Source organism: Nocardia sp. NPDC003269 (assembly GCF_042888005.1).
GTDB lineage: Bacteria > Actinomycetota > Actinomycetes > Mycobacteriales > Mycobacteriaceae > Nocardia.
This window is the reverse complement of record NZ_JBIAPA010000001.1, coordinates 473522-496304: the sequence shown is the minus strand read 5'-3', so window position 1 is coordinate 496304 and position 22783 is coordinate 473522. Positions and strand designations below refer to the sequence as shown.

The window sequence follows — 22783 nt, the reverse complement described above, 5'->3', positions numbered from 1 at the left end:
AGGCAACTCCTCCGCAACTTGTGCTAGGAAGGAACCGTGCGCCGCTTCGAATTCGTGGTCGACCGTGAGCACGCCCATGCGGTCAACGAGACGTTCACCGGGTTACGCAGGTTGCGGGTGGTCGCCCTGCTGGTGGCCGGGCTGGCCGTCGCGGCAACGGCCGCCCTGCTGTGGAGCGGGCAGGCCTGGGGGTATCTGCTCGCCGTCGTGTGCGTGCTGGTCGCGGCGATCGCGCTGTGGGTCGCGCTGTGGACGCCACATCGCTCCAGTATCGAAAAGCTCTACCAGGACGGCGCTTTGGTGCCCGCCGTGGTCACCGAGGCCGAGGATTCCGGCATCGTGCTGCTGGCCCTCGTCGACATCGCCGAGCCCGCCGCGCCGACGCGCAGCTGGGCGCTGATCACCCGCAAGGTGCGCGCGCTGCCCGGACATCTGCCCGAGCCGGGGGAGCGGGTGCCCGCCGTCGCGGTCCGCACCGATCGCGCGCCCCGGCAGGTCGGCGAACGGTGGCAGCTGGTCACGGCCATGCCGATCGCCTGGGGCACCCGTGATCGGCTGGTCATCGAGCGCGCCCGCGCCGCCATCACCGAGCGGGAATGGCGGCTGCTCGCCGAGAACCTGGCGCTGGCCGCGCGGGTGAAGCGGACCGCGACCAAGCGCCTGCTGCTCGACCCGCAGCAGCTGCCCGGCGACCTGGGCTGAGCGCGCGGGCGACGGATATTAGGACCTGCGCGGCGCGGCTGGAACGATGGAAGGTGTCCGCGGGATCCGAGCCAGAGCAGGCGAAAGGTGTCAGTCGACGATGCGATGGTCGGCCGGAGTGTGCGCGGTGCTCGCCCTGCTGGCGCTGGGCGTGCGCCCGATCGGCGCCGACCCCGGCCTGATCGGGGCGCCGGGGCTCGGCGATCCCTACTACCCGCTCGACGGCAACGGCGGCTACGACGTCGCCCACTACGACCTGGCGGTCGACTACGACCCGGCCACCTATGTCCTGCGCGGCACCGCGACCATCGACGCCAGGGCGACCCAGCCGCTGGCCCGGTTCGACCTCGACTACCGCGGTCCCGAAGTGCTGATGGTGACGATCAACGGCCAGCCCGCGGGCTGGACCCGCGAGGAGGACCAGGAGCTGGTCGTCACGCCGCTGCTGCCGCTGCCCGCCGGGCTGCCGATGCGCGTCGTCGTCGACTACGCGGGCACGACCGCCGACACCGAGGGCGAGGGCTGGACCTACGCGCCCAGCGGCGGCGCGTTCGCCGTCGGCCAGCCGCACAGCGCGAGCACCTGGTACCCGCTCAACGACACCCCGCTGGACAAGGCGACCTTCACCCTGCACGCCTCGGTGCCCGAGGGGTGGGAGGTGATGTCGACCGGTGACCGCACCCGGCACGAGGTGCGCGACGGTCGCCTGCACACCACCTGGGAGACCAGGCAACCCGTGATCGGGTACCTGACCACGATCGCCGTCGACCACTTCTCCTTCCTCGAACAGCGCACGCCCGACGGCACACCCGTGCTCAGCGCCTTCGCGCCGGAGTCGGAGAGCAACCGCGACGACGAGCAGCGGCTGCCGGAGATCCTCGCCTTCCTCGAAAACCTGTACGGCCCCTACCCGTTCGATGTCGCGGGCGGCATCTACGTCGACGCCGAACTTCCGTTCTCACTGGAGACCCAGACCCGCCCCACCTACGCGCCGTGGACCGACCTGAACACGGTCGTGCACGAACTGGCGCATCAATGGTGGGGCGACACGATGTCGATCCGGCAGTGGTCCGACATCTGCCTCAATGAGTGCTTCGCCAGCTACACCGCCGACTATCTGTGGCCGGAGCGGATCGATGGCGCCGACGTCGACACCAAGTACCGCGAGAAGATCGCGAAATACCGTGACGATCCGGAGTTCTGGGAGGTCGCGCTGGCGAGCCCCGGCGCGGGCAACGAGTTCACCTCGGTCTACTACCGCGGACCGCTGTTCCTGCACGCGCTGCGCAAGCTGCTCGGCGAGGACGTGTTCTTCACCGCCGTCCACGATTTCGTGAACGCGCGCCGCGACGGCCACGGCTCGATGCCGGAGTTCCGGGAGTTCCTCCAGGGCCGGACCTCGTTGCCGCTCGGTGAGTTCCTGGCCGAATGGCTGGACGCGACCACGCCGCCGCGCGAGGCGTTCCTCTATCCGGGCACGCTGGGTCGCTGACCCACCCCGCGCGGTCAGTCCTCGTCCACGCGGGCGCGGGCCCGCTCGGCCCAGCGCTGCATCCGCTCGAATTGGCTGCGCGCCGAGGTCAATTCGCCCCGGGCGCGATGGTCGGCGGTGCGGGCGAAATGGCGTTGCTGCTCGGCGTGCTCGAGTGCGGCGCGCAACTCGTCGATGCGGGACTCGACCTCGTCGAGCGCGGTCTTCGCCTGGGCGGCGGCGGCTTCGGCCTCGTCGCGCGCGGAACGGGCGGTCGCCAGCGCGGATTCGGCGTCGTCGAGTTCCTGCCTGGCCTCGGCGCGGCGGGCCGCCTCGGCATCCTCGGGTGATTTCCCGGCCTTGCGGGGCGCGCGCTTCGCCGGGGCGGCGGCCTTGCCGCCGGTGATCGCGACCAACCCGGCCGGGCCGAAGCCGTCGTAGGTGACGGTGGTCGGCAGCAGGCCGGCGCGGACCTGGTCGGCGACGCCGGGATCGGCCAGCGCGGCGGTCAGGGTCTGGCCGACCTCACGCAGCACCTGGTCGCTCGCCGGGCGGTCGTGCTCGGCGGCCAGCTCACCCGCCCGCTTGGTCATGGCGTTGACCACCTGCTGGCGCTGAGCGCCCAGGGCGCGCAGCTTGTCGCCGGAGAGCTGGCGCTGGGCCGCGCGCAGGGCCTCGCCGAGGTCGAGCAGGGCCGCGATCTCCTGCGGCGCGTGCCGGGCCAGCAGGTTGACCGTCCACGCGGCGACCGTCGGTTTGCGCAGCGCGGTGATGGCCGCCGCGAGCTCGCGGTCGCCGTCGGCGCGGGCCTGGGCGGCCCGCTCGGTGCGGGTCGGCACGAAGTCGCCGGGGTCAAGGCCGTACAGCTCGCCTGCGACATCGTCGAGGGTCATCTTTGTGATGGTAGCCAGGGTTCGACGGGGCCGAGCGCGGGCGCGGCGGGCTTGGGTATCGTCACCGGCGGTCATGTTCGCCTGAACCGTTCGGTGAGTGAGGTTTTCAGTGTTGTTCCCAGGAAAGCGACTGCTGGCACGGGTTGTGCTCGCCCCCGTGGCGACGGTCGCACTGGTCGGGGCGGTCGCCGCCTGTTCGTCGGACAGCGACTCGGCGGGCGCTTCGCTCGCCAAGGGCTCGTGCGTCGAGGTCACCGACAACGCGGCCGACGCGATGGTCGGCACGCTCGGTGACTGCGCGGCGGCGACGTCGAACTACCGGATCGTGCAGGTCGGCACGGCCCCGCTGACCTGCGACGTCTCCGACGCCACCTTCAACGGCACGGTCGGTGACACCAAGACCGCGCTGTGCCTGGCGCCGAACTTCGCCCAGGGCAGCTGCTACGCCGACGCGGGCAAGCGCCCCGCCGAGGCCGTGGCCTGCACCGCCCCCGAGGCGACCTTCAAGGTCGTCAAGCGCATCGACGGCGTGGCCGACGAGCTCCAGTGCGGCGTCGACGCGACGCAGTTCCGCACCGTCGCCGACCCCAAGGCCACCTTCTGCATGGCCAAGCCGGCCTAGCTCAATCCAGCAGGGCGACCGACGCGATCCGGTGCAGGGTGAAGTGCCGGGTCGCGCCGGTGACGGGGTCGACGGCGTCGAGCTGGCCGTTGCCGACGCGCAGCGGTTCGACCACGCGCTGGCTCGCGACGCCCTGGGCGTCGACGTAACCGATGTTCACCGGGCGGCCGACCCTGGCGGCCAGCTGGAGCAGGGCCAGGGTGGCCGCGGTGCCGGTGCGGGTGCCGTCGGCCCGCACCGACTGGCCGGTGCGGGCACCGGCGGCGCGTTCGCCCGCGCGCAGTTCGGTGACCAGCAGCGCGAGCTGTTCGTCGCTGGGCGGGCTCGGGCGATAGGGCTTGCGGGCCAGCGGGCGGACCGCGATGCGGGCACCGCGCGGCCGCAGGTCGACGATCGCGCCCGCGGAATCCTCGCCGGCCGGTGCGAAACCGGCCGCGCGCAGCTGTTCGAGCAGCTCGCCCAGCGGGGCCAGCGCGATGGCCACGGTGGGCGCGATCGCGCGCAGCGCCAGGGTGTCGGCGACCGGCGCGGCCAGCACCTGGGCGAGCAGCGCCGGGTCGTCGCTGCGCAGGAACGACTGCGCCATGCCCGCCCGCAGCTGGCCGTGGCGGCGGGCGACATCGTCGATGAGATACGTCAGCGACTGGGGGACCGGGGTGCGGGAGTGGTTGGCGAACAGCGCGTGCAGTTCGGCGGCGGTCATCCCGGCGTCCAGCGCGCGGCGCACCGAGGTGTCGCCGACCCGGTAGACCGTGGCAGCGCCGGCCGACTCCACATCGGCGACCAGGGCGATCCGGCCGCGTAGCTCGGGCACCAGCGGGCCGGGCGCGATGACCGTCAGGTCGGCCTGGACGAGCACGTGATCGACCGGCTCCGGTAGCGCGGCGGCCATCTCCGCCTCGGCGTCGGCGACGCTGGTGTCGGCGCCGTGCAGCAGCGCCCGCGCGGCGGAATCGAGCGCGCCGCGCCCGAGCAAGCCGAGGGTGGCGGCCTCGGCCAGCGTCGCGGTCACCGCGTCGAGCCGGAAGTGCCTGCGCCTGCGCGGCATCCGCCAGGCCAGCAGCTTGCCGATATCGGTGGCGGTCAGCGCGGTTCCGCTCGGGTACTCGGCGAGCAGACCGAGGATCGCGTGGCGGTCGCGCACCGCGTGCGGGATGCGCAGCTCCGCCGAGAGCGCGGCGATCGGCTTGTCGGCGGCATCGCGAAGCCCGATCATCCACGGCATCCGGTCCAGATCCAGCCAGGCCTGCGCGAGCAGCACCCAGCGGGTGGCCGGCGGCGCGTCCAGCCAGGCGTCGGCCGCGGGCGTCGGGGCCCAGAAGTCGTCGGTGGAGTCCACGTCCGGCACCGGCTCGGGCAGGCCCTTCTCGACCAGCTTGGCCGCCGCCAGCAGCTCCAGGAGCAGACCGGTGCGCGTCTCGTCGACGCCGGTCTGCTTGGCCAGCCTGCGCAGCTCGCGCACGCCGAGCCCGCCGGCCCGCAGCGCCGGGGCGGGTAGTCGGCCCAGCGCGTCGAGCAGATCGGCGCAATCGCGCAGCAGCTCACCGACTTCGCCGGCGCCGACCGCGTTCACCTCGGCGGGCGCGTGTTTGGTCAGCGTCGGTTTGGGCGGGGCGAGGGCGTGCGGGTCGGTCACCGGCTCGCCGCGCAGGATCTGGCCGACCGTCACCGGCAGTTCGACGGTCTCGTCGTCGATCCGGTGCAGCAGCCGGGCCGCCAGCAGCCGAGGTACCGGACGATCGGGGGCCGTGCCGGGTGCGGCGTCCCTGGTGCGCCCGCGCGGGCCCGTGGTGGCCAGTTTCTCGAGCAGCGCGCGTTCGGCCGGGCTCGCCGCGGTGAGCGCGGTGGCGACCTCCGGCTCGGTCAGGGCGTCGGGCAGCGCCGTCGTCGCGCCCAGGGGCCAGGGGAGGGCTTCGGCGGCGCTGGGGGCCAGGTGCAGGCCGTCGCCGGTCTGCCAGACCAGCGCGCGGTCGAGCAGGCGGGTCAGCGCGGCGGTGAGCGCGGTCTTGGTGACCCGGTCCTTCAGCTGCGCGTGCAGGGTGATCCGGGTCAGCGGGGTGACCTCGGTGCCGATCGTGCGGGCGTCCTCGTTGGCGGTGAGCGCCTCGATGATCGCGAATTCGAGGGTGTCGAGATCGTCGGCGGCGCGCAGCACCGAGGCCCGCTGCTGGGCACGCACCGCGAGCACCGACATCGACGCGGGCAGCGGCACCGCCAGATCGGGCCGCAACTGCAGCAGTTTCACCAGCTGGGGGTCGGTGCGCGCACCGAGCCAATCGGCGAGGGAGTCCGTCGCGATCATCCGATCCAGCCTACGTTGTGCGTATGCCAGAATGAGCCCGTGGTGAACAAATCGAAGAAACCCTACGTCGACAACGGCTGGCCGCAGGTGGCCGACGGCGAGCACGCCGTGACCGAACTGTCGGCGACCCGCGCCGGTAACCTCTCGCCCTTCGGTGAGGACACCGAGTTTCCCGTCCCGGCATCGTCGCTGCCGTACATCCACCCGCAGACGGTGATCAACCGGGTGTAGTTCGGACGGGAAAGACAAGAGCCCGCATCCCTAGGGATGCGGGCTCTAGTTGTCTGCGCGGACGATCAGGAGGGCAGCAGGCCCTTGTTCGCCTCGAAGAAGTCGATCACGGCCGGGTCGAGCTGAGTGCCCTTGGCGGCGTTGAAGAAATCGAGCGCCTGCTGCGGCACGGCGACACCCTGCTGCTGCACGACGGAGAGGGCGCGATCGACGGCCTGGAAGACTTCCTGGCTCGGATCCTGCACCTGCGGGACGGTCACCTGCGGGGCCCAGCTCGGGGTGGAGGGGGCGATCCGCTCGCTCGGGCCGCTGCTCAGACCCAGCTGGGACGAGCAGGAGGGCCAGGCGCCCCAACCCTGCGAAGCGAGAACCTTTTCGGCGACCACGATCTGCTGTTCGCGGGTGGCCTGGTTGGCCGTGGCGGCGTACTCGCCACCACCGTGCGCGTTCCAGGTGGAGGGCGAGAACTGCAGCCCACCCTGGTAGCCGTTGCCGGTGTTGATGCCCCAGTTGCCGCCGGCTTCACACTGCGCGAGGCGATCCCAGTCGGAGTCGGGGGCCGCGCTGGCGTTTCCTGCGAAAGCTGCACTGGCGGTGCCGATGATCGCGCCGGTGACGGCGACCTTGGCGACAGTGCGGCCGGTGGAAGTCGGCTTGCGGTGGCGTCCACTCATATCGGGTTTCTTCCTCTCGTGCGCACCTGCATGTGGCCCGGACTGAGAGGTCTCCCGGTCCGCCCTCACTCCTGATTCCAATCGGGGTCCGGTACCCGCGGGGTGAGGTTCGGTGCGGCGGGCCGGTGGTTCCGGGGGTTGCCCCGGCTGAGAGAAACGGTACGACGGACAGCGGGGAAAGTCACTATTTGGTAACCGGCGTGTACGGGTGGGTCTCGGGGTGGTCTCAGGGTGATCCCCGAGGCGTCCGCGCAGGTAGTCGCGGTGCCATGTGTGCGCGACGGTTGCACGCTCAGTTCGTTATCTACCCGTTATGTGACGAGGATCACACTGCTGTCTGGGTATCGATTCGCCGGGGTAACCAGTTGACGCGTCAACGCGCGCGTCGGCCCGACCACAGCGCGAACACCACGGCGAGCAGGAAGCCGACCGGTGCGAGCATCGCGAGCAGGTACAGCCACAGCCCCGGCGACGAGTCCGACACGATCGGTGTCACGAAGATGGCGATCACCGCCAGGATTCCGACCCCGAACAGCGCGAGGGCGAGTTGCAGCAGGCGATCGCTCGGCCGACGGGGGTCGCGCTCCGGCGGAGTGGCGGCGGGCGGAGGTGAGTTGGTCACCGGTGCACCGTAAAACTGATGTGCTCGCGTTATAGCAACCGGGGTAGACTCTCAGCACATCGCGTCCTGCCTTGCTGTGGGGCGCGTTCTTTTCGCGACAAGCAGCTGTAACCCGGGCCACAAGGGTCCGGGTGTCGAATGATGAACGGGTGAGCGCAGTGCCGACCGGCCGGGTGAAGTGGTACGACGTCGAAAAGGGCTTCGGCTTCCTTTCCCAAGACGAGGGCGAGGACGTCTACGTCCGTTCCTCCGCGCTGCCCGAGGGCGTCGAAGGTCTCAAGCCCGGTCAGCGCGTCGAATTCGGCATGGCCGCAGGCCGTCGTGGCCCGCAGGCGCTCAGCTTGAAGCTGCTGGAGGCGCCGCCGACCGTGCGCGGCAACCAGGCGCAGCAGCCCGCCCGCAAGGACGCGGGCCCGCGCAAGTCGCCCGACGAACTGCACGGTCTGGTCGAGGACATGATCACGCTGCTCGAGACCAAGGTCCAGCCGGATCTGCGGCGCGGCAAGTACCCGGATCGCAAGCTGTCCCAGCGGATCTCCGAGGTCGTGCGGGCCGTCGCCCGCGAACTCGACCACTGATTCGATTCCTCGGTCCCGGGCACCACGGTGTCCGGGACCGAGTCGTCTCAGGCCTCGGGGGTACTGATCGACCAGGCGGCGTGCGGGATGTAGGTCTCGCGGCCGGTCACGGTGTCGCGGGCCAGGATCGGCAGCTGCACCTCGATGCCCGCCAGGCGCAGGTCGGGTTCGGGCTTGGTGTCGATGGTGAGCGCGCGTGCGCCCGAGGGGAAGTCGGCGAAGCTCAGCACCCGGTCGACCTGCTCGCCGGAGGGACGCTGGTAGATCAGCTGGACCAGCCACGGTGACTCGGCGATCTTGTCCGGCAGCGACAGCTGCACCGGAAGGCCCGCCACCGTCGCGAGCTCGGTGGTCTCGCCGTACCGGCAGTCCTGCATGGTGACGGTGCAGTACAGGAACGGGTCGACGGTGACCGCCTTGCCGTGCGCGAACGCGGTGATCTGCGGCTCGTACTCGGGCGCCTTCGAGACGCCGTAGGCCACCAGGCCCGCGGTCACCGCGGCGACGGCGACGAGTCCGGCCGCGACCAGGGCGACGATCGTGCGGACGTTGAGCTTGCTCACCGGATGGGGTCTCCTGTCCCTCGCGGAACCGCACCGGGGCCTGCCCGGTGCGGATGGGTGTTGGGCACTTCCTGCTCGGCGTGCTGCGGACGGTTGCCGCCGAGGCCGGGCAGCAGCGAATGTCCGGTGTAGCTGACGAACGTCTGGATCAGGCCGATCACCAGGATCACGCTGATCACCGCGAAACCCTTCCAGAATTCGATCGGCAACAGCACACCGGCCGCGCCGCCGATCACCCAGCTCAGCTGGAGCACGGTCTCCGACCGGCCGAAACCGGACGCGATCGACTCCGGCGGCAGGTCGTCCTGGATCGCCGCGTCCAGCGACACCTTCGCCAGCGCGCTCGCCGCGGAGGCGATCAGCGCCGCGAACGCCGCGCCGAACAGATTGCCGGTGAACATCGCGAACAGCGCGACCGCGGTACAGGCCGCGGTGCAGCCGAGCACCACCAGCGACGGCCTGCCCAGTTGCAGCCGGGCCCCGGTCGCGTTGCCGCCGAAGTTGCCGATGCCCGCCGCGACGCCGACCACCGCGAGCATGGCCGCCTGCTCGGTCGGGCTGCCGCCCGAGCCCTTGGCGACGAAGGCGATGTAGAAGGTCAGGAAGCCGGTCAGCACGCGGATGGAGCTGTTGCCCCACAGCCCGGTGACCACGGCCCGGCCCAGCGGCTGCCGTCGTTTCCGGGCGGGCACCGAGGATTCCGTGCCGGGTTCGAGCACCTCGGTGTGCGCGTCGTCGCCGTGATAGCTCAGCGTCGCGGGCACCTCGCCCTCGGTCACCTCCACCCACGACGGAATCCGCAGGCTCAGGTACGCACCGGCCACCGCGATGCCGGTGGCCAGCACCAGCGCGCCGGTGGACCCGGCGATCATGGCGGCGAGCGCGGCCACCGCCCCGGCGCCGATGGTGCCGCCGACCAGGCCGAACACCGTCAGCCGGGAGTTGGTGCGGACCAGGTCGATGTCCGGTGGGAGCACCCTCGGGGTGACCGCGCTCTTGAGGACCGCGAAGGATTTCGAGCCGACCATCATGCACAGGGCCAGCGGATACAGCCCCCACGTGTCGATCTCGATGATCAGCAGCAGCGCGAAGATCGCGCGTAGCCCGAACGTCGTCGCCAGGGCCAGCCTGCGGCCGCGCTGCAACCGGTCAAGCAGCGGGCCGATCAGCGGCGCGATCACCGCGAACGGGGCGATGGTGATCAGCAGGTACAGCGCCACCTTGGTCTTGGACTCGGCGGTGGCGCTGGCGAAGAACAGGGTGTTGGCCAGCGAGACGGCGATCGCGGCGTCGAGCGCGAAGTTGGCCATCGTGGCGTAGGTGAGCGCGGTCAGGCCCGACTGGTCGGCGCCGTCGGCCTTGGCGGCCCGCTGGAAGGTGGCGAACCCGCGTTCGGTGAGTTCGCGGCTGCGCATGGCCGCGACCCGGGTGACGGTGAGCTTGCGCGGTACCCGCTGCTTGACCTCGTCGTCGGCGGGCTCCTCGGGCCGGGGCAGCGGGCGGGTGCCCGCCGGGCCTGCGTCCTGCTCGGGCGGCACCGGCCTGGCGCGCGGCGCGGGGCCGCGCAGGGGGGCGGTCGGGGCGGCGTCGGGCTCGGACCGTCCGCGCCGGAACGGGTTCTTCGACCGGACCGTCGGCGGATCGGGCGAGTCCGGGCGGGGGAAGACCTTGCGCGGAGTGCCCGCGCGCGGCGGGTACTGCCCGAAGCCGGGATGCCTGCCCGCGGGGTTACCGTCCCGGCGACCACGGTCGGGACCGGAGGGATCGCGGGGAGTAGTCACAGTCCAATTCTGGCCCACGCGGGTTCTCCGTGTTCACTCGCGGCGCGGCAGTGTTCGCCACAGCTCGCCTATTTCGGGACGAATCGCACCTCGAACATGCGCGGCCAGTACTTGCCGGTGAGCAGGAATCGCTCGGTGCCGGGCAGGTGGGCGATGCCGTTGAGGACATCGGTGCCAGCGCGCTCGCCCGCGGTGAGCAGCCCGCCCGCCTCGATCACGGCGAGTACCCGGCCGGTCTCCGGATCGATGCGCAGGATCTCGTCGGAGGGGTAGTTGTTGGCGTAGACCGTGCCGTCGGGGGCGCAGTCGAGTTCGTTCGGCTGCGGGGACGGGTAGCCGGACAGCGTCACCGAACCGGTCTTCGCGAAGGTCACCGGGTCGCGGAAGGTGAGGGTGGGTGTGCCGTCGCTCATCACCAGGCGCTGGGGCTGGGCGCACACGCCCCAACCCTCGCCCTCGTACTCGGCGCGGCCGGTCTCGGCCAGGGTGACCGGGTCGCGCGCGATGGCGAGGTGGTCCTGCCAGGTGATCTGCCAGACGATCCCGCCCGCCTTCGTCATGCCCTCGCCGAACAGGTTGCCCGGCAGATCGACGCGCGCGGTCTCGACGCCGGTCGCCTGATCGGCGGCGCGCGCGCTCGACACGCCCCACATGCCGGTGCTTTCGTAGCGGACGCCGTCGACCACCTCCAGCCCCTGGGTGAAGGCCCGCGGATCGTGCGGTGACGAGCCGATCACCTCGACGCGCCAGCGCGGTGGTCCAGGCTCTTCCCGGCCCCCGCAAGCCCCCACGCCGAGCAGGCTGACCAGCGCAGCGACGGCCAACGAACTCCGATTGCACTTCATACGGCAAAATGTATGCCGTGAGCGCAGTATCTGTTTCGGAGTCCGGCGTGCGTCCTGTTCTGGCCGATGCGGCCGAAGTCGCACGTCGTGCGCTCGTGGAGTTGGAGCCCGACGGGGTCGGAGCGCATCTGGGGGTGTCCGGCGAGGACGAGTCGGCGGCCACCCACCGGTTCGAGGCGACCCTGCCCGGCTACCGCGGCTGGCAGTGGGCCGTCGTGGTCGCCGCGCCGCCCGAGGCCACATACGCCACGGTCAGCGAGTCGGCGTTGCTACCCGGCCCCGACGCCCTGATCGCCCCCGACTTCATCCCGTGGGAGCAGCGGGTCCGCCCCGGCGACCTCGGTCCCGGCGATCTGCTCGCCCCGCCCGCCGACGATCCCCGCCTGGTCCCCGGCTACATCGCGACCGGCGATCCCGTGGTCGACGAGGTGTGTCACGAGATCGGCCTCGGCCGCACCCAGGTGCTCAGCCTCGAGGGCCGTGTCGAGGCGGCCCAGCGCTGGTATACCGAGTTCGGCCCCGACACCGAGATGGCCAAGGCCGCCCCCTCCACCTGCGGCCTGTGCGGCTTCTTCCTGCCGCTGGCCGGCGCCCTGCGCGAATCCTTCGGCGTCTGCGGCAACGCGATGGGCGCCGACGGCCACGTCGTCCACATCGAATACGGCTGCGGCGCCCACTCCGACGTGATCGCCCCCTCGGGCAACGGTTCGCCGCGCTACGAGGCGTTCGACGACCACGCCGTGGAACTCGTCGAGATCGTCCGCATGACACCGGAGCCCGTGCCGTCTGCCGAGGACACCGACACCGCCGCGGTCGAGACCGGCGAGAACGCCGATCAGCAGGAGACCGCCGAGGCCGAGGCCGTCGACGCGGCCACCGCCGCCCGCGCAGCGCTCGCCGAAGGCGCGCAGCCGGAGTCGGCCGCCGAGGTCGTCGCCGCCGAGTCGGCATCCACGGCCGAGGCCGCCGTGGTCACCGAGGTCGTGACCGAGGCGCCCTCGGGCGCGACGGAAGCCGACACCACCACCGAATCGCAGACCGTTGCGACCGAGTCGACGACCGAGACCGCCGCGGTGACCGGCGCTGCCGAGATCGCTACCGGCGACCTGGGTGCCGAGTCCGCGCCCGCTGCGGAAACGCAGTCCGATGCCGAGACGGTCGGTGCCGAATCGCAGGCTGCTGCCGCCGACACGGTGACCGAGGTCGCGGAGGATGCCGCCCAGGCCGTCGAGGACGTCGCCACTGCCGCCGACGCGGCGGGCGAAGACACCACGGCCGCAACGGCTTCGGGTGCCGAGTCCGACGCCGTGCAGAGCGACTCGGTGGACGAGCACGGATCGTCGGTGGCGCGCTGAACGGATCGGCGGATCCCTTCGGCACCGCGGAGCTGCGTGCCGGAGTGCTTGCCGCCTGGCGGGATTCGCCTACCCGGTTGCGCGAGGACAGCGCCACCGAGGCGGATCTGGTGGCCGCGGGCTACCGGGATCGGGTGCTCACCGAGCTGGCGCAGAACGCGGCCGACGCGGCGGCGAAGGCCGGGGTCGCGGGTGAGCTGAGCGTCCGGGTGCTCGACGGGCGACTGCATGTCGCGAATACCGGTGCGCCGCTGAGTGTTTCCGGCGTGCACGCGCTCACCGCGTTGCGTGCCTCCGGGAAGACCGAGGCGGAACAGGTCGGGCGGTTCGGCGTCGGCTTCACGGCGGTGCGGTCGGTGGGCGACGAGATCGAGGTCAGGTCGACGACCGGCTCGATCCGGTTCTCCCGGACCGCGACCCGGAACGCGTTGCACGACATCGGCATCGAGATCCCCGAGGACCTGCCGACGATCGAGCCGCCGGTGCTGCGCCTGGCCTGGCCCGTCCCGACCACCCCGGTCGCCGGCGCCGACACCGAGGTCGTCGTGCACCTGCGCGACGATATCGACGCCGACGCCCTGCTCGCCGCCCTGCGCGCGGAAGCGACCGACCTGCTGCTGGAACTGCCCGCCCTGCGTCGCATCCGGATCGGCGCCGACGAATTCACCAGCACCGGCACCGATCTCGGTGCCGACGGCCTCACCGAACTGGGTGTCACCCAGCCGGACGGCACCACCCGGCGCTGGTGGCAGTACCGCACCCCGAGGGCGCGCTGGCTGCTCCCGCTGCGCGCGGGCCGCCCCGTGGCTGCCGCGCCCGACGTGCTGCGCGCCCCCACCCGTTCCGACGAGGAACTGTCCCTGCCCGCGATCCTGGTGGCCGACATCGCCATGCAGCCCGATCGCCGCCGCCTCCTCCCCGGCGCCCGCCTGTCCGAACTGGCCGCGGGCTACGCCGATTTCGCCCGCGCCCTCCCGCCCCGCGACCGCCTGGTCCTCGTCCCGGCCCCCGGCTTCGCCCGCAGCGAGGCCGACGGCCTCCTCCGCGAAGCCGTCACCACCGAACTCCGCACCAACCCGTGGCTCCCCGTCTGCGCCACCCGGCTCGCGGACCCGGAGCTCGTCGACCCCGAATCGCCGCCGACCGGTGACTCCCCGGCACCCGCGACGGACGCCGCACGAGCCGCGGCCATCGCGCTGGGCGGGTTCGACCTGCCGGAAGCTTCCGGTCGCGTGGTCGAGACGCAGGCCGGGACGACCACCGGCACCGACGCGGCTCGTCTCGATGCCTGGTTCTCGGGCGTCACGACGGACCAGGTCGCCGTCCCGACCCGCGCCAGCGTATTCCCGGACCTCACACCGGAATTGGCGGCGCAGCTCGCCGATATCACCGGCCCCCTGCTGATCCCGGAACTCTCCGGTCGCGCCCAGCAGGAGAAGCTGTCCGTCCTCGACGTGCACCGCCTCGGCCCGGCCGCGCTGGCCGAGCTGTCGAGCGGCCTGGATCGCGAACCGCGCTGGTGGCAGCGGTTCTACGCCGCCCTCGAACCGTTCGTGGTCGACACCAGGACCGCCGAGGAGTTCGGCGCGCTGGCGGTGCCGCTGGCCGACGGCAGGCTCGTCACCGGTCCGCGCACCGTCGTCCTCGACGATCAGCTCACGGTGGCCGTTCCGGTGCACTGGGCTCGCCTGGTGCACCCCGACGCCACCCATGCCCTGCTGGCCCGGCTGGGCGCCCGCAGCGCCACCGCGGAGGACCTGCTCACCGACCCCGGCCTGCACGACCTGCTCGAGCAGGACCCGGCCGACCCCGACACCGTCGACGCGGTGCTGCGGCTGGCGCCCTTCGCCACCCCGGAGCTGCTCCCGACCTGGCTCGGCCTGCTCGAACTGCCCGACGACACCGGCGAACCACGGCCCGCCGACGAGCTGCTGCTCCCCGGCGCGCCGCTGGCCGCCGTGCTGGTCGAGGACTCACCGTTCGGCACCGTCGACGCCGACACGGTCGCCGAATACGGCACCGACGCCCTGCGCGCGATCGGCGTCGGCTGGGACTTCGCGGTGGTCACCGATCCCGACCCGGTCGGCCCCGACCACGACCTCGACGACGAACACACCTGGTGGGACGGTCTTTCCGCGGACCCGCGCGAGCTGGCCGCCGTCCGCGACCTCGATCTGGTGGCCGAGAACCGCTGGCCCACCGCCCTGCGTCAGCTGCTGTCGGAGCCGCGCACCCGGGCCCTGCTCGCCGACCGCGACGGCTACACCGCCTGGTGGCTGCACCGGCACGCGCACATCGGCGATATCGCCCTCGGCCGCCTGCGCCACCCTGACGACGACGAATTCGCTGGCCTGCTCCCGACATTCGAGGTCGACGGCATCACCGGGCCCGACCTGGACGTGCTGCGCTCGCTGCTGGTCCGCCCGGACGTGATGTCGGCCGAACTGGCCGAAGAACTCCTCGACGCGCTCGCCGATCCGTCGAAAACCCCCGCGCCCGAGGTCATCGCGCACACCCACGCCCGGCTGGCCGCCGCAGTCCAGTCCGGCGCGCTGGACCCGCGCGAGCTGGATCTGCCCGAGCAGGTGCGCGCGCTGTCCGGCGCGGTCGTCGACGCGAGCACGGTGCTGGTCCTGGACCAGCCCTGCTTCGGCCTGGTCGTCCCGCCGGAGCGGCTGGTGGCCGGGGACGCGGGCAGCGCCGAGGGGCTGGCGACCCTGCTGGACGTGCCGCTGGTCTCGGAGGAGGTCAGCGCCGAGGTGCTCGGCACCGGCAGGCGAACCACCTGGGCGGCCGACGCGCTGGGCGTCGTGCTGCGTCAGCTGTGGTCACCGCGGGACACCGCGGGCGCGCTGGTCCTGCACGAGACGCTCGAGGTGCATCTGCGCGGTGCGCTGACGGGCACGGTGCGGGTGCCGTGGTGGCACACCGAGGACGCGGTGCACGTGCAGGTGCCGCGGGGCTAGCGCGCGTGCGCGGCCACCATCGCGGCGAGCAGGTCGAGCTGGGTCTGCACGGCCTCGCTGTCGTCGTCGACGAGCCAGCGCAGCACCACACCGTCGATGACGCTGAGGATGAACCGGCTCAGCTCGGTGACGGGAGTGGTCCAGGTGGTCGCGGTGGCTTCCCGGCAGTGGTCCATGACGTCGGCGACGGTGGTGTCGTTGAACGCGTACTGCTCGCGGGCGATCGCGATCTTGGCCGGCGTCGCCTCGCCCTCGCGCAGGGCGTAGGTGGTGGTCTCGTAGGTGAGCAGCTGACGCTCCGGAGTGGCTTCGATGTTGCGCCACATCAGTTCCAAACCGGAACGCACCAATTTCTGAAGCGCTTCTTTTCCGGTTCCGGCATCCGCCCAGAGCGAATCATCGGCATCGACGGAATCGCGCAATTCCATGGACAACGCTTTGACCAGCTCGGTCATCAGTGCGTCCTTGTTTTCGAAACAGTAATGCACCACACCGAGTGAGACGCCCGCTGCTTGTGCGACATCGCGCGTGGTCACGCCCGCGACGCCTTTTTTCTCTGCGAGACCGATCGCTGCCTCGATCAGGTGGGCTCGTCGTTCTTCGACGCTCAATCGGGAGGACACGTGTGCGAGTTAAGCGCCCGCGTGGCAAACAGTCAATTCGCCGGTCCGCGAGAAAATCCTGGACATCTGACCAGTTGATGTGGTTGTCTCCGAATCGGAAGTTGCGAAGGAGTCGCCTGATGTCCGTGTCCCGCCGTACCGTCCTGGCCGCCTCGGCCCTGGGTGTGGCCGCTGTGCCCGCCGTCTCGGCCCTCACCGGTGCCGCGACCCCCGCCGCGCGCGCCGATCCGAAACCGGGCGGATTCGAATTCGGGCTCGGCATCGCCGATCTCACCGGCCCGGCCGCGGAATGCGGCATGATGGGCTACTCGCAACTCGATCAGGCGACCGCGGGAATTCATCTGCGGCCCCGGGCGCGCGCGTTCGTGATCGGCGCCGACGGAAATCGCATCGCTTACGTCGCGGTGGAGAACGGCGCGGTGTTCGGCTCGGTACACAGCGGGGTACTGCTCGCCCTCGCGCAGCGTTTCGGCGACCGCTATACCGAGCGAAATGTGGTGCTCACCTCGACCCACACCCACGCCAGTTGTGGCGGCTCCGCGCACGACTACGCCTATACGCTGGCGACGCTGGGATTTCAGCAGCAGGTCTACGACGCCGAGGTGAACGGCATCGTCGAGGCGATCGTCGCCGCCGACGCCGATTTCGGGCCGGGCGCCATCGCGCTGGGCCGGGCCACCCTGCACGACGCCAGCGTGAACCGGTCCCGCGTCGCCTTCGAGCGCAATCCCGAGGCCGAGCGCGCGGTGTTCCCCGACGCCATCGACCCGGCCGTGACCACGCTGGTCTTCACCAGGGCGGGCCGCGAGGTCGGCGCGCTGACCTGGTTCGCCACCCACAACACCTCCATGACCAACGCCAACCGGCTGATCAGCTCGGACAACAAGGGCTACGCCAGCTTCGCCGCCGAACACATCGAGCACGGGGTGCGGCATCTCGACGGCGCGCCGTCCTACATCGCGGCGTTCGCGCAGACCAATGCCGGTGACATGTCGCCCAATCTGAATCTGCGCCCTGGCGACGGACCGACCACCGATGAGTTCGAGAACACCAGGATCCTCGGCGAGCGCCAGCACGACGCGTCGAGAGCGGCTGCCGCGCACGCGGTGTCGATGGCTGGCTCGGTCTCCGCGTCGCTGTGCTACATCGACCTGGCCGATATCGCGGTGGACGGCCGCTTCACCCCGGACGGTGCGCCGCGGCGCACTTCGGCTGCCGCCGCGGGTGTTTCGCTGGCCGCGGGCAGTGTGGAGGACGGGCCGGGCCTGCCCGGCGGGCCGATTCCCGAGGGCGTGCGCAATCCGATGGTCGACTTCCTCGGCGGGATCGATCATCCGCATCCGGCGTGGCTGGCGGACGCGCAGGCGCCCAAGGCGGTCGCGGTGCCGCTGGGTCTGCTCCCGCCGGTGGCCTGGGTGCCGAATGTGGTGCCGATCCAGCTGATCCGGATCGGCGGGCTCTATCTGGCCGCGGCGGGCGCGGAGTTCACCATCGTCGCCGGGTTGCGGGTGCGGCGGGCGGTGGCGGCGGTGCTCGGTGTCGATCCCGACCAGGTGCTGCTACAGGGCTACGCGAACTCCTACCACGAGTACGTCACCACGCCGGAGGAGTACGACGCGCAGCAGTACGAGGGCGCCTCGACGCTGTTCGGCCGCTACACGCTGTGCGCGTACCAGCAGGAGTTCGCCCGGCTGGCCGCCGCGTTCGTCGCGGGCGGGGCGATCGGGCGCGGTCCGGCACCGCGCGATGTCTCCGCGCTCCAGCCGAACTTCGCCACCGTGCCCGGCCCGGACGCGACCCCGCAGGGCCGCGGCTTCGGTGACGTCCTGGTGCAGCCGCCCGCGCGGTGCGCGCCCGGCGAGCGGGTGGCGGTCGAATTCGTCTCGGCCCATCCGAAACACAACCCGCGACGCGGTGACACCTTCCTCGAGGTGCAGCGCCGCACCGGAGCGGGCGACTGGGCGCGGGTGGCCAACGAGGGTGAGTGGGACGTGCGATTCCATTGGCGCAAGGAGGGCGACGCGGTCTCCATCGCCAGGTTCACCTGGGACGTGCCCGCCACCGCAACGGGGGTGCACAGGTTCGTGCACTACGCCGACGCGCTGGGCGCCGACGGCGCGCTGCGTCCGCTCACCGGGACCAGCGCCGAATTCGAGGTGACCGGCTAGTCGGTCGACAGACCCACCTGCGCGCCCTTGTCGCCACGGCGGGCCGAGCGCAGCTGGGCCAGGTAGATCGAGACCCCGAGCACGCCGACCGCCAGCCCCATCAGGCACACCGGCCTGGCCTCTGACCAGGCCGGATTCAGCCACACCAGGGCGGTCGCGACGAGCCAGGCGACGAATCCGGCCACCACCACCGGACGCGGATCTACCAGACTTCGGGGCAGTTCGGGGACCGCCGAGCTGACGTGACCGTTATCCATACCCAAACAGTAGCCGCGTGAAACACATCAGGTGGCGCGGACGTACCGTAGAGTTCTGCACTGTGACAACGCCATCGGACGTCCGTGCCCTGGCCGGTGATCTCTCACTGGCCGTCGTACGGCTCACGCGACACCTGCGCGGCCGCCGTGCCGACGCGCAGATCTCGCTCACCCAGCTGTCGGCTCTGGCGACGCTGGCGCGTGATGGTGCCATGACCCCCGGGGCGCTCGCGGGCAAGGAACGGGTGCAGCCGCCGTCGATGACCCGCGTCATCGCGTCGCTGTCGGACCTGGACCTGGTGCAGCGCCGTCCGCATCCGACCGACGGCAGGCAGATCATCGTCTCCCTGTCCCCGGCCGGGCGCGCGCTGGTGGCCGACGAGACCAGTGCCCGCGAGGCCTGGATGACCGATCAGCTCGCGCGCCTGGAGCCGGAGCAGATCGAGATCCTGGACCGGGCGGTCGAGATCATGAACCAGATCGTCGCTGAGTCCGAGTGATCAGCGCGCCTCGTCGGAGTCGACGACTTCGTGGCCCAGCGGGAACAGCGACAGCGGCACCAGCTTGAGGTTCGCCCAGGCGAAGGGCAGGCCGATGATCGTCACCGCCAGCGCGATGCTGGTCGCGATGTGACCGATCGCCAGCCACCAGCCCGCGAAGATGAACCAGATGATGTTGCCGATCAGCGAACCCGCGCCCGCGCCCGGTTTGTCGACCACGCTGCGCCCGAACGGCCACAGCACGTAACCGGCGATCCGCAGCGACGCGATACCGAAGGGGATGGTGATGATGAGGATGAAGCAGATCAGGGCGGCGAGCAGGTAGCCGAGGGCCATCCAGAAACCGCACAGCACCACCCACAGGATGTTCAAGATCAACTGCACGATCTTCATGCATCCATCATGCCAGGATTGTCCAGTGGCCGAAGTGATCGACATCGACGACCCCGCCGACCCGAGGGTCGACGACTTCCGTGACCTGTCCTCCGCCGACCGCAGGCCCGACCTGCCGGGGCGCAAGGGCCTGGTCATCGCCGAGGGTGTCGTTGTCGTGCAGCGGATGCTCGCCTCCCGGTTCACTCCGAGCGCGCTGCTGGGTGTCGGGAAACGCTACGAGGCGCTGGCCGAGGACCTGGCGGGCCGCGACATCCCGTACTACCGGGCCAGCGCCGAGGTGATGGCCGAGGTGGTCGGCTTCCATCTCAACCGGGGCGTGCTCGCGGTGGCGCCGCGGCCGACCGAGCTGTCGGTCGACGACGTGCTCGACGGCGCCCGCACGGTGGCGGTGCTGGAGGGCGTCAACGATCACGAGAACCTGGGCTCGATGTTCCGCAACGCGGCCGGGCTCGGCGCGGACGCGGTGCTCTTCGGCGACCGCTGCGCCGATCCGCTGTACCGGCGCGCGGTCCGCGTCTCGATGGGGCACGTGCTGCGGGTGCCGTTCGCGCAGCTGCCGACCTGGCCGGACGGGCTGGAGCTGGTGCGCGAGCGTGGCTTCCAGATCATCGCGCTGACGCCGAATCCGGCGGCGGTCAACCTGGCGACGGCGATGACGGGGAAGCGGGTCGCGCTGCTGCTCGGCGCGGAGGGGCCGGGACTGACCGAAGAGGCCATGCGCGCCACCGATGTTCGCGCGCGAATTCCGATGTCGCCGGGCACCGATTCGCTCAATGTCGCGACGGCGGCGGCGATGGCCTTCTACGAGCGGGTGCGAAAATCGTGAAGCAGGAACCGGACGGTCCCTATCGCGCGCAACCGGATTCGGTGCCGTGGGCCGCGGGCGTCACGGTGGTGGTGCTGGTCGCGGTGCTGAGTGCCGTGGCGGTGTACGCGTTCGGCGCCGCGCTGGCGACCGTCCACTGGCTGCTCGCGGTGGCGGTGAACGTGGTCGCCGCGATCGGGGTGGCGCCGACCGCGTGGCGCTGGCGGTTCACGCCGGTGGTGCGGTGGGTGCTGGCCGGCGCGGCGCTCGGGGTGGTGCTGGGCTGGCTGACGTTGGTCGGCGATCAGCTCGGCTGAACCGGCTCACAGCACCCGGTCGGTCCGGTGCAGCCAGCCGAACAGGCCGCGCTTGCGCCGGGTGGCCGCACCGGGGCTGGCCGTCTGCAGCTGTGGTGGCTGCGGTGCCTGACCCTTCGGGTACAGGGTGAAGCCGCAGACCGCCAGGTCGCCGGGGATCAGGCCGCCCGGCTCGGCCGGGGTGCGGTAGCGGAAGCCGAGCCATTCGTCGTTGGCGGCGTCGGCGAAGTCGGGCGGATCGAAGGGCAGCGACTGCGGTCCGGGATGGTCGGCCGCCTGCCACGGCACCGGATGGTCACCGGCCCAGAACGGCCGCTCCCACACCATCGGCAGCCCCTCGTTCTCCAGGATGTCGACCCGGGTGGAACTGAACGAGCGCCGGAACTCCCCGCGCTCCCAGTGCGCGAACGCGCCCCAGTGCAGCTTGGCGTCGAAGGAGACCAGGTAGGTGTGCTCGGAGGCGAGCGGGCGCACCAGCAGATCCGGCAGCTTCGTCGGCCGCACCAGGGCCGCCTCGGCCGTGCACACGACCGTCAGCCCCGGATAGCACCCGATGTACACCTCGTCCCGATCCGGCGCGGCGCACCCGTTCAGCGTGCCGATCATGATCGGCCGCACATCGTGCTCGGCGTACAACTGCCCGGCCAGCGCCGAGGCGGCCGCCGGGTCGGGCTCGGGCCGCTCCCGCAGCACGGCCACGGGATCCGGCGTGTCGACATACCAGAGCGTGGAAGCGGAAAGCACCGGCAACCACCTCCCACCTCGACCGAATCACCAGCTCACGCAAGAACATGGATAACTCACCGGGAGCGGGCCACCTCGACCCCACCGACGAACCCCGACCCCCGCACCGCAGCCCGGCCGAAAAACCCCGGGGCGGCGGTCAGTGTCCGGAGCTGCGGACGCCGAGGAGGACGTCCTCCCAGGACGGCATCGGCGCCTTGCCGCGCTTGGCCCGTGCGGGCTTGGCGGCGGGCTTCTCCGGAGTCGCCGGCTTCTCCGGAGCGGGCTCCTTCGCCACCGGCTCCGTGTCCTGCTGCGCCACCGGCTGGGCCGGCGTCGCCGGGACGGCCGGGATCGGCGCCGCGGGGACCGGGGCGGCCGGAATCGCCGCCGCGCCACCACCGGCGGCGACCGCGCGCTGCTCGTAGTACTCGTCCAGCGTCGGCTGGGCGGGCCGGGCCGTCGGACGCGCGGTCGGGGCGACCTGCTCGCGCGGGCGCGGCTCGACCGGGGTCGGCGGCTCCACGATCGGCGGGGCCTTCTCCACCGGGGTGGGCAGGATGGTGGCCAGCCCGCGCAGCGCGCGCCCGAAATCGGGATCGATCAGGTCGTTGGCCGGGTCGTCGAGCGGGGAGACCGAGCCGCCGTGCGCGTCCGGCTGGTAGCGCCAGTGCGCGGCGATCTCGGAGTGTCCGTGCCGCCACTGCAATTGGGCGACCCAGAATCCCTTTTCGTCTTTCCAGGCGTCCCATTCGGCCTGTTCGATGGTGTGACCGCGTTCGGCGAAGGCCGCGGTGACGATCTCGTGCAGCGTTTCCAGCGCGGGACCGTCCGGGCGCACCGGATGCGCTTTCTGCGCCAGTTCGGCGGCGCGGGCGCGTTCCAGCAACACCGGGTAGGCGAAACGTTCGACTTTGGTGGCCGGCATCCCGGACTCCGCCGTGACCTGCTCGACGGACGCACCGGCTCGAATACGGGCCTGGATATCGCGAGGACGCATAGACGCTTCCGTTTCGATCTCGATCTGGCCGAATCGTGCGAGGTCGCCGCGCGCCGCCGCGCGGAGCTTGTCGTCGGCGGGCAACCGGAACTTGGTGCCGGACTCGGTGTCACTGCACACGATGTGCGTGGAGTCGGGCGTCACCCCGATCACTCGAAGTTCACGCACCGTTACCTCCCTATCGCGTCGGCTACGACACCGCCCACTTTCCTAGACAGTAGTGCACATTACTTGCCCGCGGCAGCAGACACGCACGACCGAAATCGCGCACCGGGACCCCAGGTCCCGCTAATCTGATCGGCTCACCATACGAATCCTGGTCGTGTGCAGGGAGTTTGGTGATAGATCAACATCAAATACCGGCTCGCGGCGGTGTGCTCGAATGCAAA

The 22783-nt window shown here is 71.4% G+C and carries 22 protein-coding genes and 1 pseudogene; 11 read left to right on the top strand and 12 right to left on the bottom strand.

Annotation, left to right across the window (positions count from 1 at the left end):
- The first annotated feature begins 36 nt into the window (after window positions 1-36).
- Both ACFYWJ_RS02130 and ACFYWJ_RS02125 read left to right on the top strand, forming a co-directional pair.
- The gene (locus tag ACFYWJ_RS02130) at window positions 37-702 is read left to right on the top strand and encodes a DUF3239 domain-containing protein (RefSeq protein ID WP_355271082.1); all 666 of its coding nucleotides are present in this window, start codon (window positions 37-39) and stop codon (window positions 700-702) included.
- A 100-nt stretch (window positions 703-802) separates the two neighbouring features.
- The gene (locus tag ACFYWJ_RS02125; RefSeq protein ID WP_355271084.1) at window positions 803-2194 is read left to right on the top strand and encodes a M1 family metallopeptidase; all 1392 of its coding nucleotides are present in this window, start codon (window positions 803-805) and stop codon (window positions 2192-2194) included.
- Window positions 2195-2208: 14 nt separating this feature from the next.
- Here ACFYWJ_RS02125 and ACFYWJ_RS02120 read toward each other — a convergent pair whose 3' ends face one another.
- The gene (locus tag ACFYWJ_RS02120; protein ID WP_355271086.1) at window positions 2209-3066 is read right to left on the bottom strand and encodes a hypothetical protein; all 858 of its coding nucleotides are present in this window, start codon (window positions 3064-3066) and stop codon (window positions 2209-2211) included.
- A gap of 157 nt (window positions 3067-3223) precedes the next feature.
- Between ACFYWJ_RS02120 and ACFYWJ_RS02115 the strand changes: the two genes are divergently transcribed.
- The gene (locus tag ACFYWJ_RS02115) at window positions 3224-3688 is read left to right on the top strand and encodes a hypothetical protein (protein ID WP_355271087.1); all 465 of its coding nucleotides are present in this window, start codon (window positions 3224-3226) and stop codon (window positions 3686-3688) included.
- Between the two features lies 1 nt (window position 3689).
- Here ACFYWJ_RS02115 and ACFYWJ_RS02110 read toward each other — a convergent pair whose 3' ends face one another.
- Window positions 3690-5990 carry a helicase-associated domain-containing protein gene (locus tag ACFYWJ_RS02110; RefSeq protein ID WP_355271089.1) on the bottom strand — a complete coding sequence of 767 codons (2301 nt, stop codon included), beginning with the start codon at window positions 5988-5990 and terminating at the stop codon, window positions 3690-3692.
- Window positions 5991-6029: 39 nt separating this feature from the next.
- Between ACFYWJ_RS02110 and ACFYWJ_RS02105 the strand changes: the two genes are divergently transcribed.
- Window positions 6030-6221, top strand: a complete 192-nt coding sequence (locus tag ACFYWJ_RS02105; protein WP_019044917.1) for a hypothetical protein — start codon at window positions 6030-6032, stop codon at window positions 6219-6221.
- A 65-nt stretch (window positions 6222-6286) separates the two neighbouring features.
- On the opposite strand, the gene ACFYWJ_RS02100 is transcribed toward ACFYWJ_RS02105, so the two are convergent.
- Both ACFYWJ_RS02100 and ACFYWJ_RS02095 read right to left on the bottom strand, forming a co-directional pair.
- Window positions 6287-6895: a resuscitation-promoting factor Rpf1 domain-containing protein gene (locus ACFYWJ_RS02100; protein ID WP_355271091.1), complete on the bottom strand. Its 609-nt coding sequence runs from the start codon at window positions 6893-6895 to the stop codon at window positions 6287-6289.
- Window positions 6896-7268: 373 nt separating this feature from the next.
- Window positions 7269-7517: a hypothetical protein gene (locus tag ACFYWJ_RS02095; RefSeq protein WP_355271093.1), complete on the bottom strand. Its 249-nt coding sequence runs from the start codon at window positions 7515-7517 to the stop codon at window positions 7269-7271.
- A gap of 158 nt (window positions 7518-7675) precedes the next feature.
- Between ACFYWJ_RS02095 and ACFYWJ_RS02090 the strand changes: the two genes are divergently transcribed.
- Window positions 7676-8095, top strand: coding sequence for a cold-shock protein (locus ACFYWJ_RS02090; protein WP_355271726.1), 420 nt, complete (start codon window positions 7676-7678; stop codon window positions 8093-8095).
- Window positions 8096-8142: 47 nt separating this feature from the next.
- Here ACFYWJ_RS02090 and ACFYWJ_RS02085 read toward each other — a convergent pair whose 3' ends face one another.
- The 3 genes from ACFYWJ_RS02085 to ACFYWJ_RS02075 all read right to left on the bottom strand — a co-directional run bounded on the left by ACFYWJ_RS02085 (window position 8143) and on the right by ACFYWJ_RS02075 (window position 11284).
- Complete coding sequence (locus ACFYWJ_RS02085; RefSeq protein ID WP_355271095.1) at window positions 8143-8658, bottom strand: DUF2771 domain-containing protein; 516 nt, start codon at window positions 8656-8658, stop codon at window positions 8143-8145.
- Window positions 8655-10439 (bottom strand): MFS transporter, encoded by a 1785-nt coding sequence (locus tag ACFYWJ_RS02080; protein ID WP_355271097.1) that lies wholly within the window; start codon window positions 10437-10439, stop codon window positions 8655-8657. The genes ACFYWJ_RS02085 and ACFYWJ_RS02080 overlap by 4 nt, the downstream gene beginning before the upstream one ends.
- A gap of 68 nt (window positions 10440-10507) precedes the next feature.
- Window positions 10508-11284 (bottom strand): glutaminyl-peptide cyclotransferase, encoded by a 777-nt coding sequence (locus ACFYWJ_RS02075; RefSeq protein WP_355271099.1) that lies wholly within the window; start codon window positions 11282-11284, stop codon window positions 10508-10510.
- An 8-nt stretch (window positions 11285-11292) separates the two neighbouring features.
- Here ACFYWJ_RS02075 and ACFYWJ_RS02070 point away from each other — a divergent pair.
- Window positions 11293-12039: pseudogene (locus ACFYWJ_RS02070) on the top strand (DUF3027 domain-containing protein); the annotation flags it as partial.
- Window positions 12040-12683: 644 nt separating this feature from the next.
- Window positions 12684-15605: a sacsin N-terminal ATP-binding-like domain-containing protein gene (locus tag ACFYWJ_RS02065; RefSeq protein ID WP_355271101.1), complete on the top strand. Its 2922-nt coding sequence runs from the start codon at window positions 12684-12686 to the stop codon at window positions 15603-15605.
- Here ACFYWJ_RS02065 and ACFYWJ_RS02060 read toward each other — a convergent pair.
- Window positions 15602-16228, bottom strand: coding sequence for a TetR family transcriptional regulator (locus tag ACFYWJ_RS02060; RefSeq protein WP_355271102.1), 627 nt, complete (start codon window positions 16226-16228; stop codon window positions 15602-15604). The genes ACFYWJ_RS02065 and ACFYWJ_RS02060 overlap by 4 nt on opposite strands.
- A gap of 119 nt (window positions 16229-16347) precedes the next feature.
- Between ACFYWJ_RS02060 and ACFYWJ_RS02055 the strand changes: the two genes are divergently transcribed.
- A complete protein-coding gene (locus ACFYWJ_RS02055; protein ID WP_355271104.1) occupies window positions 16348-18396 on the top strand; it encodes a neutral/alkaline ceramidase in 2049 nt (682 codons plus the stop codon).
- Here ACFYWJ_RS02055 and ACFYWJ_RS02050 read toward each other — a convergent pair.
- A complete protein-coding gene (locus ACFYWJ_RS02050; protein ID WP_355271106.1) occupies window positions 18393-18653 on the bottom strand; it encodes a DUF2530 domain-containing protein in 261 nt (86 codons plus the stop codon). The genes ACFYWJ_RS02055 and ACFYWJ_RS02050 overlap by 4 nt on opposite strands.
- A 62-nt stretch (window positions 18654-18715) precedes the next feature.
- Between ACFYWJ_RS02050 and ACFYWJ_RS02045 the strand changes: the two genes are divergently transcribed.
- Window positions 18716-19153 (top strand): MarR family transcriptional regulator, encoded by a 438-nt coding sequence (locus tag ACFYWJ_RS02045; protein ID WP_355271108.1) that lies wholly within the window; start codon window positions 18716-18718, stop codon window positions 19151-19153.
- Here the strand turns inward: ACFYWJ_RS02045 and ACFYWJ_RS02040 are convergent, their stop codons facing one another.
- Complete coding sequence (locus tag ACFYWJ_RS02040; RefSeq protein ID WP_355271110.1) at window positions 19154-19546, bottom strand: YccF domain-containing protein; 393 nt, start codon at window positions 19544-19546, stop codon at window positions 19154-19156. It lies immediately after the preceding gene.
- A 25-nt stretch (window positions 19547-19571) separates the two neighbouring features.
- Between ACFYWJ_RS02040 and ACFYWJ_RS02035 the strand changes: the two genes are divergently transcribed.
- Window positions 19572-20375, top strand: a complete 804-nt coding sequence (locus ACFYWJ_RS02035; RefSeq protein WP_355271112.1) for an RNA methyltransferase — start codon at window positions 19572-19574, stop codon at window positions 20373-20375.
- Window positions 20372-20671, top strand: coding sequence for a DUF2537 domain-containing protein (locus ACFYWJ_RS02030; protein WP_355271114.1), 300 nt, complete (start codon window positions 20372-20374; stop codon window positions 20669-20671). Before ACFYWJ_RS02035 ends, ACFYWJ_RS02030 begins: the two co-directional genes overlap by 4 nt.
- Window positions 20672-20677: 6 nt before the next feature.
- Here ACFYWJ_RS02030 and ACFYWJ_RS02025 read toward each other — a convergent pair whose 3' ends face one another.
- Entirely contained in the window at window positions 20678-21415 is a 738-nt protein-coding gene (locus ACFYWJ_RS02025; protein ID WP_355271115.1) for a DUF6928 family protein, read from the bottom strand.
- Between the two features lie 139 nt (window positions 21416-21554).
- A complete protein-coding gene (sepH, locus tag ACFYWJ_RS02020; RefSeq protein ID WP_355271116.1) occupies window positions 21555-22562 on the bottom strand; it encodes a septation protein SepH in 1008 nt (335 codons plus the stop codon).
- Window positions 22563-22783 lie beyond the last annotated feature (221 nt).

Excerpts from the sequence above, each read along its gene's own strand:
- ACFYWJ_RS02125 (WP_355271084.1), top strand. The coding sequence starts at position 803 with ATGCGATGGTCGGCCGGAGTGTGCGCGGTGCTCGCCCTGCTGGCGCTG.
- ACFYWJ_RS02120 (WP_355271086.1), bottom strand. The coding sequence starts at position 3,066 with ATGACCCTCGACGATGTCGCAGGCGAGCTGTACGGCCTTGACCCCGGC.
- ACFYWJ_RS02110 (WP_355271089.1), bottom strand. The coding sequence starts at position 5,990 with ATGATCGCGACGGACTCCCTCGCCGATTGGCTCGGTGCGCGCACCGAC.
- ACFYWJ_RS02100 (WP_355271091.1), bottom strand. The coding sequence starts at position 6,895 with ATGAGTGGACGCCACCGCAAGCCGACTTCCACCGGCCGCACTGTCGCC.
- ACFYWJ_RS02075 (WP_355271099.1), bottom strand. The coding sequence starts at position 11,284 with ATGAAGTGCAATCGGAGTTCGTTGGCCGTCGCTGCGCTGGTCAGCCTG.
- ACFYWJ_RS02055 (WP_355271104.1), top strand. The coding sequence starts at position 16,348 with ATGTCCGTGTCCCGCCGTACCGTCCTGGCCGCCTCGGCCCTGGGTGTG.
- ACFYWJ_RS02050 (WP_355271106.1), bottom strand. The coding sequence starts at position 18,653 with ATGGATAACGGTCACGTCAGCTCGGCGGTCCCCGAACTGCCCCGAAGT.
- ACFYWJ_RS02040 (WP_355271110.1), bottom strand. The coding sequence starts at position 19,546 with ATGAAGATCGTGCAGTTGATCTTGAACATCCTGTGGGTGGTGCTGTGC.